Origin of the sequence: Brevibacillus sp. AF8, from assembly GCF_021270385.1 — a bacterium.
Lineage (GTDB): Bacteria > Bacillota > Bacilli > Brevibacillales > Brevibacillaceae > Brevibacillus.
This window is the reverse complement of record NZ_JAGQDN010000017.1, coordinates 15,125-28,293: the sequence shown is the minus strand read 5'-3', so window position 1 is coordinate 28,293 and position 13,169 is coordinate 15,125. Positions and strand designations below refer to the sequence as shown.

Sequence of the window (13,169 nt, the reverse complement as noted above, 5' to 3'; positions counted from 1 at the left end):
CGCCCTGTGACAAATCCATGACAATATCACTAGTGGAAAGAGACATTTGTCTCACTTCAGATCATTGGTAACGGGTATGACCCGGCTGCTCCTACTGCGCGAAAAGCGGTTCAGAGTGCGGCTTTGGAGTGAATTCGGCAGCTATCATGTTTAAGATGCTCGCAGTCTGTGACATCTTCTCCCTGAAAAACAGATAGGTCCTGCGTACTAGTCTCCGTCATCGCTTTACGGTATAATTATGACGTAAGGAAAATTATAGCGCAACAAGAGAGAACTTTCAATTCCACAAATGTTACATATCCAGAGAGTGTTTTCATGTGTATGTTACCCATTCGAAAGGGGATTTTGACATGATTGATAATGTTTCCGCCCTTTACGATAAGACAAGTATCTGCCGCCATTGCCAAGCGACCTTTTCGACCAAAAGAATCAGAAGCGGCACGTTGACAATGCTCCATCGCGACAGCGATTTTTATACCACTTTTAAAGAGCAATCTTTAAATCCCATTATATATACCGTCAATGTCTGCCCTGAATGCGGCTTTGCTTTTACGGATCAATTCCGGGACAAGCTCGTCCCCTGGCAAAAGCAGATTGTGGATGAACAAATCTCCTCGAAATGGAAGCCAAAAGATTTTGGCAAAGTTCGCCATGTACCAGAAGCCATTGTCAGCTACAAGCTTGCCATTTACGCAGCTGAAATAACGGATCAGCCCCATTCTGTAAAAGCCGGTCTGTATTTGCGCCTTGCATGGCTTTATCGATTCGAGAAAAATGTCGCGGAAGAAATGCGCTTTATCGATATGGCCGTGGAAGAATATGAACAATCGTATATTCATTCTGACTATACACGCGGTGACAAGGAAATGACCGAAGTCCGCTTGCTGTACTTGATTGGTGAGCTCTATCGCAGGCTCGAAAAGTATGATTTAGCCATCAAGTATTTCGGCAAAGCACTCGCCTTTCGCAACCACACGATTGAGAGCGGCATTATCCGGATGGCGCAAGATCAATGGCAACTCGCGCGTGAAGAGTATAAAGAGAAAAAGAACGAGCAAAAGATCGGCTAGACATGCCGATCTTTTCTTTTGCGCTGTGCCTCATAGACAAATATTCCTGCCGCGACTGCCGCATTCAGTGACTCTGCTCCGCCGTAAAGCGGAATGTGGACGAATTGATCGGCTTTGGCAAACATCTCTTTGGAGACGCCTCTTCCTTCATTGCCGATGACCATTGCCGTCAGACCAGCATAATCAGCCTCGTCATAGGCAACACTGTTTTGCTCCAAAGAAGAAATGAGAACTCTCCCTCCCTTTGCCTTCCATTCATCAGCCGTCTCAACTAACGATTGCGTAAAGACCGGGATGCGGAACAGTGCCCCCATTGTGGCCCGTACCACTTTTCCATTGTAAATATCGACACTGCCACTTCCAAGTACGACACCATCTACTGCTGCCGCTTCTGCTGTGCGCAAAATCGTACCGAGGTTGCCAGGGTCTTGTATTTCGTCCAAAAAGAGGAGTATCAAGCTTCCTTGTTCCTCTCTCTTCTTATCTACCCATTTTGCCCAATCTGCTGCTGTTTTTTTCACTTCGGCCACAATTCCTTGCGGTGACTTCGTTTCGGAGAGCTTCGCCAACACTGCCTCTGATGCAGCAATGACCTGGACAGCTTCCGGATGATTAGCCAGAGCACGTTGGCAGGCTGGGTCCATGTCACGCTGCTGATCGTAAATGACCGTGACTACCTCCGCCCCGCTTTTTAACGCCTCTTCTACCAGATGTGCCCCTTCCACGAGAAAACGCTGCTGCTCTTCCCGTCCTTTTCGTGACAGCAACTGGTGCAATCGCTTTACCAGTGGGTTTTGTACCGAAGTAATGATTTCATTTGTCATAAACCTATGCCCGCTCCTCAAATTCGCGTAAGTCTTTGTTGTTCCCGATCACCACAAGCACGTCGCCGTATTGGATGACTTCATCCGGGCTAGGAGCGATGTTGAATTTATCTCCGCTTTTGATGGCAATAACGTTGACCTCGTATTTTTTCCGAATATCCAGTTGCCGCAAGTTTTGACCGACCAGCTTGGACGACACGACTACCTCCGCCACGCTGTAGTCCTCTGCCAGCTCGATAAAGTCAAGTACATTCGAAGAGATCAGATTATGGGCGACCCGAACTCCCATGTCACGCTCAGGGAATACGACACGGTCAGCTCCCACTTTGTACAATACTTGTCCATGACGCTCATTCTGTGCTTTTGCCACGATCTTTTTGACACCCAAGTCTTTCAGCGTCAATACCGTCAGGATACTCGCCTGAATATCGACCCCAATGGCCACAACGACTACGTCAAAATTGCGGATTCCGATTTCCTTCAAGGCGCGTTCATCCGTAGAATCCGCTGCTACCGCGTGCGTTACGTATTGAATATTTTCGTTAATACGCTCCTCGTTCTCATCTATACCCATCACTTCATAATCCATCTCGTACAGCGTTCTCGCCACGCTAGAACCAAAACGTCCCATCCCGATAATGGCAAATTGCTTGGACATGTTAATCTTCCCCTTTACGGAACTTACCAATAACAAGCATTATAGCACAACCAAAACATCCCCCACAAAACGGTCATGAACGTTTTGTACGAAAAGCATGGTATGCACAAATCAGCGTTTACAAATACTATTTCTTGAATTCATTCTCAAAAGAGAGGTGCAAGCACGGTCATGAACATTGCCTCACTCAATTTACGTCAAGCGATCATGTACAAAATGCAAGGCTCAGATCCAAACGCAGTGGAAGAGACCATCAGTGATGCCATTGCCAGCGGTCAGGAGAAGACACTGCCGGGGTTAGGTGTTTTGTTTGAAGTTCTGTGGCAAAACAGCGATGCTTCCTCACGCCAATCCATGATTACGACTATCGCGGAACACTTGCCTGAACAAGCCGAAAAGCCGATCTAACCATTTCTTCTTTCGAACAAACATGCTTCAAAGGGAGGGGCTATTACGTCCCTCCCTTTTCATTGTTCACTTCTCGACCTTTGTTGAACTGATTGCCCATGAATTGGGTGATTGCCAGCAAGATAGGGATGATGATGGTGATCAAATATCCTATGTTGGTCAAATACTGTGTAAAAGAAAACAGCTCCACTATATTTTGCGGCACTAATGTCAGGAAAAAAAGGGGCACCATGATCACAATCGCGGTGATTTGCTGAAAACGAATGCCTTTGTGAAACAAGCGCCGCAATGAAAAAATCGTCGCGTACAGCATATTCCCGATCGTTGTAAATACAGAAGCAACCCAAATCGCGAGAAAGGCGGACTCAAAACGCTCCAAAAACCAGCCGGTTTTCTGCGTTACCTTGACCAGTTCAAGCGTAGGCCACACCAGCCTCTGCAATTCTTCATAGCCAAATACAGTAATGCCTGCGACAACTGTGATCACATAAATGACAAGAGCAAAACTCATACCTGTCATGCTGGCTACCCCTAGCCTTGCCCCGGGAATAGCGAAGGCAAAATAAACCATTAACAACTCATATCCGGTATAAAGCGTATACGTATTCAGACCCGTTTTCATGACATTTGTCCATGACTCGAATCGGAATGGCAATAAATTGTACCAATCTGCGTTCATGAAGGAGACGAGCGGAATCAAGAGAGACGGCAACAGGAGGAAAGGAATCAACAGCTCATTTACCCTTGCCACCACTTCAATCTCATGACAACAAAGAAACACGACCAACAACAGCAGCGTGATGATTATTACTTCCAGTGGCGTTTGCGGTAATACGGAGGTCACGACGACTTCCCCGAACAATCTGGCTGTGATTCCCGCATTGAGGAACTGATAGAGAATGAAGAGAAATATACACAGGGTACCGATGGCAACCCCAAATATCTTCGGCATAAATTCGACAAAGGTAAGACCGGGAAACTGGTTGCCTAAATAAACGATAGCCGCTACAGCCATGGACGCTATGAAACCACCTACAATGGGTCCCACCCACCCCATTTGATGAAGAAGTTCGGTTGCTGTTCTCGGGATGACGAGGATACCCACCCCGATCATCGAACTGACCATAATGCTTGTCAGTTGCCAGGTACCAAAATTACGTTTCTGATTCTCCACAGTGATCGCTCTCCTATTGCATTTCCATACCAAGACGGCGCAGCTTGATTGTGTATGTAACGCGAATCGGAAAATCCCTGAAATCTTTCTTCCAGTTGTGAGTTTTCCAGTAGTCTTGGTAATGCTTCGCACGCAGTGTAAGGCCCAGTTTCAAAATGTCGCTATTGTACTGCTTTTGTAATTGCTGCAATAGTTTTTTTGCGCGATTTTCCATTTCTTTTTGAATAAGCGTTTGCATTTGTAAGATGAATTGCTCCGCAGGAATGTTCAGGTCTTCTGTGAGTTCGACAATATCTCCTTGAAGCTCGCAATGATAGGTAGCGGAAGAGGATTTGTGAATGATCACCTTTTTTTTTGCGAAATGCGGACGAAAACTCACATATCCGTTCTTGGTTTTCGGCAACGGAATGACAATGTCTCCACCTGGTTTTTCATTACGTAGCTGAAGCAATATCCATGACTGTATGTGATCCAATATCCCCACCATCTTGTGTCCGCGAAAAACAGCAACCCCTTTCCAGCTCACCTCGTTCTTTCTGGCCTCTACATAATTCAAAAACGGCTCCATGGTTAGATTAGAGGTCTGATTGAAATAGTCGCCCAACGTTTGGTCTGGAATTCTTCCTAATTTCATCCCATTTTCGATCAGCCCCATCATATAGACGACTGGAATCGGCTCGATTCTCGGTTTGATTTCCAGCAAGGTAGAAGCTTTACCCTTCACGACGATCGGCCACAGAAGTCGCCGTATTTGCGGTTCGCGACGAAAACTGTCCATGATGTCTTGGATTCCCTTTCTGGCGACCTCCTCACTTACGGCAAGAATACGCGTATGTCCAAGAAACAATCGCTGGTTCATCCGCATTTGCAAGTTATTGGAAGCATCTGTCACCGTTCTTCCTGTCACGCTCATGATTTTCACGGCATCCGCATTATTTCCTCCGCCCTTCCCGCCACTCCCAGCGATTTTCATAGGAATTGGAATTTGGACGGTCATTTTGTACAGATTTTCATTTTTTTCATCCTGATCTATCGCAATGGCCAACACCGATGCGCGTTCTTCCAATTCACGTCTATCCCAGCACCCTGTCAGCAGGATGGTAAAAATGATCAACAAAGCGAAGTATCTAAGAGATTTACCCATCGATATTCCGCCCCTCTCGTCGGGTCACCATGTCACGAATGAGGATTGCTCCCCAGTAAACAGCAGGGATCAGCAAATTAATGACCAGGCTAGACAATCCCAGCAACGACGCCACCCTAAATACTTCCATGATGTTTTGTGGAATGAGGGCAAAGAAGAATAAAGGGATGAGAAGGACTGTAGCCACGATTCTTTGAAATCTGATTCCCTTACGAAACAACTGTCTCAATGAATAAACAACAACGTAATACGCATTGGCTACCGTAGTAAAAACAGCCGATACCCACACTGCCAAAAAAGCGGATTCCAATCGTTCCAAGATCAATCCTGGCACCTGCGTCGTCTTGACCAATTCTAGTGTCGGCCACGTCACCCTCTGTAGCTCTTCGTAACCAAACACTGAAATACCAGCAACCACAATTAACATATAGAGTGATGCTGCAATTAATAAACTGTAAAGTCCCGCCAATTCCCTGTTCGTGTTTTGTTGCGCATAGGCGAAAAAGACGAACATAATTTCAAAACCAGAATAGGAATAAATTCCTTCGTACACTCCTGCTACCATTGAACGGATTGACACATGATTAATCGGCAGGAGATTCCCAATTTCCGCCTTTTGGAACGACGCAATCGCGATAAAAAGAAGTGGAAAGATAATAAAAGGAAACAGCAGCTCGTTCACTCGTGCTACTACTTCCACCTCATGCATGCACAAAAATAGTATCAATAAAAACATTGACATGAGTATAACTTCCAACGGAGTCTGTAAAAGAACGGAAGTCACAACCACTTCACCAAATACACGCGAAACGACGGCCGTGGAGAAATACAGGTATACCAGATAGATACAAATCCAGGGGAGGCTGAAAACTTTGCCCACCCAAGGCCGTTTGGCAGATCCCCACACCTTATGACTATATTCAATAAAGGTTTCACCTGGATAGCGCTTGCTCAATTTGACAATTAACCATAAGGAGACATAAGCACCTGCTGAGCCAATCAGAGGAGCGATCCAGCCTGCCTCAAATAATTTCGAACTGGTTGTGCGAGGAAGGGTCAAAACGCCGACACCGATTAAGGTACTTGTCATGAGACAAATTTGCTGCCACATCGATAGATTATGATGCCAGCTGTGCCCCTCCCTCCTGTTCATTTCTGGTTCTCCTCCTCTCTGATCCGGATTTTATCTTGAACATGAAACATCATCGGTCTTGTCTTCATCATGTGATGGGGTGCCCGTAAGAACAAGTCCTTCATTCCATTCAGGTTGAGCGGACTAAGCGGGCTCATATAGGGTACTCCAAACGATTTCAGTGAAGACAAATGAATGAGGATGACAATCAAAAACAGCATAATACCGTATAGACCAAACATTCCTGCCAGAATCATAACCGGAAAGCGTAGCATCCGAATGGCAATCGCCGCACTGTAACTCGGAGATGCGAACGAGCCGATGGTCGTCACAGCCACGATAATCACCATGACAGGACTGACAAGCCCGGCCGTTACCGCTGCTTCTCCGACCACGAGTGCTCCAACAATCCCGATCGTAGGACCGATTGGCCCCGGCAGCCTCACACTCGCTTCCCTCAATATCTCAATGGCCAACTCCATAAACAGAGCTTCGACTAAAGAAGGGAATGGAACGGTAGATCGCCCTGCCGCCATCGCAATGACCAGTCGAGAAGGGATCATCTCTGGATGAAATGAACTAAAAGCGATATATAGAGAAGGTAGCAACAAAGCGATGCTGATACTGATAATCCGAATGAAACGAATTAAGGTCGCGATATAAAATCGCTCGTAATAATCCTCTGGACTCTGATAAAACTGTGAAAACACAGCCGGAGCAATCAATCCGAACGGAGTACCATCTACCAGAATGCCTACTTTCCCTTCCAAAAGATTGGCCACTACTTTGTCAGGGCGCTCCGTATTTTGAATTTGCGGGAAGGGGGACCATCTCCGATCCTGGATCATTTGTTCGATGTACCCGCTCTCCAGCACAGAATCCACACGAACATTACTCTCTATTCGCGCAATCACTTCCTCCACCATCGGGGGATACGCAAGACCCTCGATGTACATGATGTAAACGTCAGTCTGTGTTCGTTCACCGACCACCATATGACGCACTCTGAGATTGGGGTCCTTCAAACGAAAACGGATCAGGGCTGAATTCACGCACAATGTCTCACAAAAACCATCGCGTGGCCCTCGTACGACTGATTCCGTCTGAGGCTCTTCTACCGAACGCCTGTCCCAACCTCTCGTATTATTCAAGTAAGCATTTTGACACCCATCAATGATCAGTACCGCGCATCCAGACAAAATATTTCGGACGATCTGCCTCAGTTTGTCTGTCAAATCCAGCTCATTTGTCGCCGGATCATTATAGGTGATATCAGGAGTCGTCATATAGCGAATAATAAAATCACTGATGACATTGCGATCCACCATGCCATCTATAAAAACGATAGCGGCTTGAGCCTTCGTCTTCGTTTGAAATCGACGAACGACAAGATCGTCACACTTTCCAAACTGCGCTTGAATCAATTGGATGTTTTCTTCCAAATTTGTTGTGAGCGCAACATCGGACACGCTTTCCATGCTCTTGTCGGAGTGCTGCTCCAACGCTTTTGACTGGAGGGCTTCTTTTCTTTTTTTCCATGCTTGAAAAAACTGGCTCAAGCTGCTCACCCTTATCCATGGAATGTAGACTGTCTACAGGTACGGATAGTGTGCCCAATAATGGAAAGAAAATCCCGTAAAAGGCGTATTACAAAAGAAAAACAGGTCCAACCTAAGTCGGACCTGTTACGCAACCACCTCGCGCTTGTTTTCAAATTTTTCGTAGCTCTTCTCTAACATGATCGTTTTTAAGATCTGGACACTTTCCCAAACCTCTGTATAAGTCGTATAGAAAGCAACGGGGGCTAACCGGATGATGTTTGGGGCACGGAAGTCAGGAATTATGCCCGCTTCCTTCAATGCCTTGCATATACGTATGGCCTCGTCGTGCTCAAGGCTGACATGCCCACCCCGACGATCATCCTGCTGTGGGTTCGCAATCGTAAAACCCATGTCGGCTAGCTCCACCTCGATCAAATCCATCATGAACCGCGTTAAGCTGAGCGACTTGGCACGAAGCTTTTCCACGGACACCTCCTGGAACATTTCCAAAGAACCAAGCAGCGGGGCGAGACTCAGCATATGTGGGGTACCGATCTGGTACGCGCCCGCACTTTCACATGCATCCAGCGTATGGTCCATGTCAAATTGCTTATCCTTTTTCGAGCTGAACCATCCCGCCAATCCAGGAGTTCTGCCAAAATGCTTGCGGTTGACATATAGGCTACCCACGCTTCCAGGCCCTGCATTTACATATTTGTAGTTGCACCAGTAGGCAAAGTCCACTTCCCATTTGCTGAAGGAATGCGGGATCGCTCCTACAGAATGACATCCGTCAAACCCAATCAGAATGCCTCTCTCATGCGCGGCTGCTGTCAAGCGTTCAATATCGAGCAACTGGCCGCTGCGATACAGGACAGTAGGGAGGACAACCAGTGCGACTTCATCCGTCATCGCATCGATAATATCCTCTTCTTCGATCAGACGACCATCTCTTGACGCTACCCGAACCAAATGCTCTTCCGGGTCCAGCCCATGGAGCTTCATTTGACTCTGGAGTGCGTATATATCGGTAGGAAAATCCAGTTCAGTGGCAACGACCTTCGTCCTCTTCCCGACCGGATGATAGAAGGTAGCTGCCAGCTGATGCAGGTTGATCGTCGTAGAGCCCGTGACGATCACTTCCTCGGGGCTTGCCCCTACAAGTGCTGCGCTCATCTCTGCCAATTTCTCCGAAAAGAAAAACCACGGATGAATACCCGTTGTCCAGCCTTCCACCCCCAGCTCCTTCCAAGACTGCATCATATCCATGACGCTCTTTTCCGCTCTTTTTGACATGAGGCCAAGTGAGTTACCATCCAAATACAGACTCGAAAGCAGATAAAACTCTTCGCGATAGCTCGCGAGTTCGTCCTGTGCATCCAGTTGCTGTGCGTACGTTTTCGTCAAGGGGCTTGATTGAGACATAGCTACCTCCTCAGCTTGTTCTATCGTTACCCTTATTATAGGCTGAATTTTCAAACAAGAGAATCACATTTTCAAAAAGAAAATCCCGTGCCCCTACGACACGAGATTCTTATCCAAATATAGTTGTATTACCCAAATGACTAGGAAGATTTGCGCGATGCAAAAGAGCGGGAGCAGGATGCGAAAAGAGGTATGCTTCGTCTTATGCCGTTGAATGAGCATACCCTCCAGCGCACCAATCCCTCCTCCTAAAAATGCGACCAACAAAAGGCTCAGTTCCGGAACCCGAAAACCTTTTTCTTTAGCCAGACGCTTGTCTGCCTGCATCAGGTAATAAGCATAGCCATTCAGCAGTAAAGCTCCTCCAGCCAGCACCCAGACATTTGAATTGAAGTATCCTGCCATGAGGAGGGCCCAGCTAATCACGAGCACCAACACGAAATTGCGGCGGTGGGCAGCTAATTGTTCATGGTACATTTGTTATTCTCCTTTTGCCCGATATGCCCGATTTCCCATAAACTGCTTGCGTACAAAGAATACCACAGCCAATACAACCACGATCACCAGCAAAGCGTAGAAACCGTATTTACGGATGACTTCGATAATAGCTTCCACGTTATTACCGAATACATGGCCGAGAAAGTAAAAGGCGATGGTCCAAACCAACCCGATCGGATATGACAGCATCGCATATCGCCGGAACGTCATACCGCCCAGGCCGACCAAATAAGGTACGACATGGCGGACAACCGGAAATAGGTAGCTGATGCAGAGGGCAGTAGTTCCATACTTCTCCAGCAAGCCCGTTGATCGATTCACCGCGTTCCTCATTTTCTCGGTTTTGCACAGCCATTGCAATATCGGTTTCCCAAAGTACTTTCCAAGTAAAAAGCCAATCGTCAATCCGGAGGCAACCCCTAAATATCCCGCCAAAAAAGAATACCAAGGGTTTAACACGCCAATGGAGGCAAGAAATCCTCCTGTAGCGACAACCAGCTCATCGGGAATCGGCAAACCTACAATCCCAAGCCAAAGCATGAAAAAAATCGCTACGTAGCCGTATTGCTCTATGATGGACATTAGCAGGTCGACTTCCATGAGGCAAAATCCCCTATCCTTGCCACAGTGCGGTCATTTCTTGACATACTAGCAGCTATGGCATCGCACGATATCTGACTCTATGTATTACGTTATGAACCTCAAAAATGGTACTTGTTTATTTTGCAATAGATGTACGTATTTTATCAAGCACAGATACAACAAGCGAAAGCGACTCTATCCTGATAGATGCTTGAGCGCTTCACGCCTGGACAAACTCGCAAGTGGAGTCGCTTCTACAAATTCACGTACGGCTTTGGGATTTGTTTTCGCATACTCTCTCAACGCCCAGCCAATTGCCTTCTGAATAAAAAAGTCTTTGGAATCCGAGCTTCTTTCCACCAAGGAAAAGAGCAACCGCTGATCTGTCTTGTCCTTGTACGAGAGTTGAAATAAAATCGCTGTACGTTGCAGCCACATGTTGGTTCCATTCATCCAAGCTGTCGTATTCGATACAATCAGTTCGGGATGCAAGGCGAACAATTTGCCTGTTGTATGGGAAGCCAAATAATCTACGGTATCCCACCACGATTTTGTCGTAATGAGTTCGACAACGAACGGGAGATGGTCAGGGGTGAGACGCTTTTTGGACTTCTCGAGTACGTCAAGCGCTACATACTGGTACTCTCGCGCTGGCAAATCCCACAAGGAACGAACGACCTGCTCCCAATTTTCGGGTACGCCATAATCACGAAAGATTTGTTTGGTCAGTTCTTTGCGCTGTGGTGATTTGATCCCCAGAAAAGAAAAATGATTTTTCATGTACTGCGCCATGGGGTCAGCCACAGTCGAATCACCATGTGCACGCAACCGTTCCTCGACAGCCTCCGTATACGCGCTTGCATTCATCTGCGTCTCCTCCTCCCATCCCATCTGCTCATCCGGTCATTTAGCCTGCTACTTGGACATCCTGCTTGACGACAGCAAAAGCATTTTGCTCTTCATCTTTGTACGGATAATACACGACGAGTATAAAATCTCCCTCGACAAGCTCACCGGTCTCCATCCATTTTTCAATGTCAAAGGTCACCTTGGCAGTCAGCGTGTGTTTGAAATAATCTTTTTCCAATGCTGCATGTGCCGCAAAATCATCGCGGAGTCGCTCACGCTGCTCAGTTAGCACAGCAAACGTCTGTTGCATCTCTTCCTTGTCCATGACATCCTCCCACCACAGCTTGCGGGGACGATGCTTCTGGTTGCGCAGGAAATCGAATTTCATCATGCTAAGTACATGACCCATACCTTCCACTTGCTGGAATTGCAAAAACTTCTGCAAACGCACGAACAAATCCTCTAATTGATGACCAATACGGCTCCAGCCTTGACTTTCCCAATAATCGCCAAATGCCTGGAAAAAGTCGAAAGCCGTTTCGAATTGATTTGCCAACAACCATTCCACTGTATAATCCATCCGGTGCGCATTCCAGTACTTTTCCAGAATGTCTTCTACACGCTTGATTTTTTGCATGTCATCAAAGGAAAGGACGTTGTTCCCCAAAATTTCGTAAGGAGCCTCATCCATAAAAATATAGCCATGATTAGCCGCACGCGCACGAACACCTGTCCCGCGCAGCATTTTCAAAAAGCCAAGCTGAAGCTCCTCCGGGCGCAGACCAAACACGTCGTTGAAGGTTTTGCGGAAGGACGCATAATCTTCCTCAGGCAAACCAGCGATCAAATCCAAGTGCTGATCGATTTTTTTCGAATCCTTGATCTGTGTCACTGTACGCGCAAGGCGATCGAAGCGCTGAATCCGCTGAACAAGGCGGTTGGTCTCATCATTCGTGGACTGAACCCCAATCTCGAAGCGGAAAATGCCTGGAGGTGCGTTCTCTGTCAAGAAGTCGAGTACGTCCGCGCGCAAAATGTCTGCCGTGATCTCGAATTGAAAGATCGTTCCATTGTGGTTATCGATCAAAAACTGAAAGATTTCCAAGGCATATTTCTTATTGATGTTAAACGTTCGATCCACGAACTTGATCGTTTTGACGCCGTGATTGATCAAACGCATGAGATCTTCTTTTACTCGTTCGAGACTGAAATAGCGTACGCCGTCTTCAATCGAAGACAAACAGTATTGACATTTAAACGGACAGCCACGAGATGCCTCAAAATAGACGACGCGGTTGTTCAGCTCGTCCAGATGATCCGCGTAAGGGGAAGGAATGCTGTCCATCTCTTCAACTTGCGCACGCGGCATGGAAAAACGTACGTACTCCTCTTCGCGATAAGCGATTCCGGCAACATCTCGCAGGCGTGGAGGCTGCTTGGTTTGCAATGATTCCTGATACACCTGCAAAAGCTCCAAGAAGGTCTGCTCTCCTTCACCAATGCAGATGACATCGATTTCAGGATGCTTCTTCATCCATTCGTCCGCGTCATAGGTCACTTCTGGTCCGCCAAGGATAATCGGAACATCCGGGCAAATCTTTTTCAGCGTGCGCATGACACTGAGCGTCTCGCGAATGTTCCAGATATAACAGGAAAATGCAACGACATCGGGCTTGCGCTTGTGTATATCTGCTACTATATTTAACGTCACATCGTTGATGGTATACTCCACCAGCTCAATCGAAGGAAATGCTTCCTGAGCATAGCTTCGCAAATAACGCAAAGCGAGTGAGGAGTGAATAAACTTGGCGTTTAAGGTCGATAGTAAAATCTTCATGGATGGGTCTACTCTCCTTGCAAAAAT

Annotated in this window: 13 protein-coding genes; 2 read left to right on the top strand and 11 right to left on the bottom strand. The window is 46.9% G+C overall.

Annotation, left to right across the window (positions count from 1 at the left end; genetic code table 11):
- The first annotated feature begins 350 nt into the window (after positions 1 to 350).
- Positions 351 to 1,070, top strand: coding sequence for a DUF2225 domain-containing protein (locus KB186_RS20090; protein ID WP_232774249.1), 720 nt, complete (start codon positions 351 to 353; stop codon positions 1,068 to 1,070).
- On the opposite strand, the gene KB186_RS20085 is transcribed toward KB186_RS20090, so the two are convergent.
- Together KB186_RS20085 and KB186_RS20080 are read right to left on the bottom strand one after the other, a co-directional pair.
- Positions 1,067 to 1,894 (bottom strand): TrmH family RNA methyltransferase, encoded by an 828-nt coding sequence (locus KB186_RS20085; protein WP_232774248.1) that lies wholly within the window; start codon positions 1,892 to 1,894, stop codon positions 1,067 to 1,069. The genes KB186_RS20090 and KB186_RS20085 overlap by 4 nt on opposite strands.
- Positions 1,895 to 1,898: 4 nt before the next feature.
- Positions 1,899 to 2,552 carry a potassium channel family protein gene (locus KB186_RS20080; RefSeq protein WP_007728524.1) on the bottom strand — a complete coding sequence of 218 codons (654 nt, stop codon included), beginning with the start codon at positions 2,550 to 2,552 and terminating at the stop codon, positions 1,899 to 1,901.
- A 171-nt stretch (positions 2,553 to 2,723) separates the two neighbouring features.
- Here KB186_RS20080 and sspI point away from each other — a divergent pair, with 171 nt between their 5' ends.
- Positions 2,724 to 2,960, top strand: coding sequence for a small acid-soluble spore protein SspI (gene sspI, locus KB186_RS20075; RefSeq protein ID WP_047070986.1), 237 nt, complete (start codon positions 2,724 to 2,726; stop codon positions 2,958 to 2,960).
- Positions 2,961 to 3,003: 43 nt separating this feature from the next.
- On the opposite strand, the gene KB186_RS20070 is transcribed toward sspI, so the two are convergent.
- From KB186_RS20070 to KB186_RS20030, 9 genes are all read right to left on the bottom strand, one after another.
- The gene (locus KB186_RS20070) at positions 3,004 to 4,134 is read right to left on the bottom strand and encodes a GerAB/ArcD/ProY family transporter (protein ID WP_232774247.1); all 1,131 of its coding nucleotides are present in this window, start codon (positions 4,132 to 4,134) and stop codon (positions 3,004 to 3,006) included.
- Positions 4,135 to 4,147: 13 nt separating this feature from the next.
- Positions 4,148 to 5,278, bottom strand: a complete 1,131-nt coding sequence (locus KB186_RS20065) for a Ger(x)C family spore germination protein (protein WP_173608643.1) — start codon at positions 5,276 to 5,278, stop codon at positions 4,148 to 4,150.
- The gene (locus KB186_RS20060; RefSeq protein WP_221867735.1) at positions 5,271 to 6,431 is read right to left on the bottom strand and encodes a GerAB/ArcD/ProY family transporter; all 1,161 of its coding nucleotides are present in this window, start codon (positions 6,429 to 6,431) and stop codon (positions 5,271 to 5,273) included. The genes KB186_RS20065 and KB186_RS20060 overlap by 8 nt, the downstream gene beginning before the upstream one ends.
- Positions 6,428 to 7,969 carry a spore germination protein gene (locus KB186_RS20055; RefSeq protein ID WP_232774246.1) on the bottom strand — a complete coding sequence of 514 codons (1,542 nt, stop codon included), beginning with the start codon at positions 7,967 to 7,969 and terminating at the stop codon, positions 6,428 to 6,430. Before KB186_RS20055 ends, KB186_RS20060 begins: the two co-directional genes overlap by 4 nt.
- Before the next feature lie 126 nt (positions 7,970 to 8,095).
- Positions 8,096 to 9,376: a kynureninase gene (gene kynU, locus KB186_RS20050; RefSeq protein ID WP_173608646.1), complete on the bottom strand. Its 1,281-nt coding sequence runs from the start codon at positions 9,374 to 9,376 to the stop codon at positions 8,096 to 8,098.
- A gap of 93 nt (positions 9,377 to 9,469) precedes the next feature.
- Complete coding sequence (locus KB186_RS20045; protein WP_173608647.1) at positions 9,470 to 9,853, bottom strand: DUF1294 domain-containing protein; 384 nt, start codon at positions 9,851 to 9,853, stop codon at positions 9,470 to 9,472.
- A gap of 3 nt (positions 9,854 to 9,856) precedes the next feature.
- The gene (locus tag KB186_RS20040) at positions 9,857 to 10,474 is read right to left on the bottom strand and encodes a DedA family protein (RefSeq protein ID WP_088906555.1); all 618 of its coding nucleotides are present in this window, start codon (positions 10,472 to 10,474) and stop codon (positions 9,857 to 9,859) included.
- Between the two features lie 177 nt (positions 10,475 to 10,651).
- A complete protein-coding gene (locus KB186_RS20035) occupies positions 10,652 to 11,323 on the bottom strand; it encodes a DNA alkylation repair protein (RefSeq protein ID WP_232774245.1) in 672 nt (223 codons plus the stop codon).
- A 40-nt stretch (positions 11,324 to 11,363) separates the two neighbouring features.
- Complete coding sequence (locus KB186_RS20030) at positions 11,364 to 13,142, bottom strand: B12-binding domain-containing radical SAM protein (RefSeq protein WP_232774244.1); 1,779 nt, start codon at positions 13,140 to 13,142, stop codon at positions 11,364 to 11,366.
- Positions 13,143 to 13,169 lie beyond the last annotated feature (27 nt).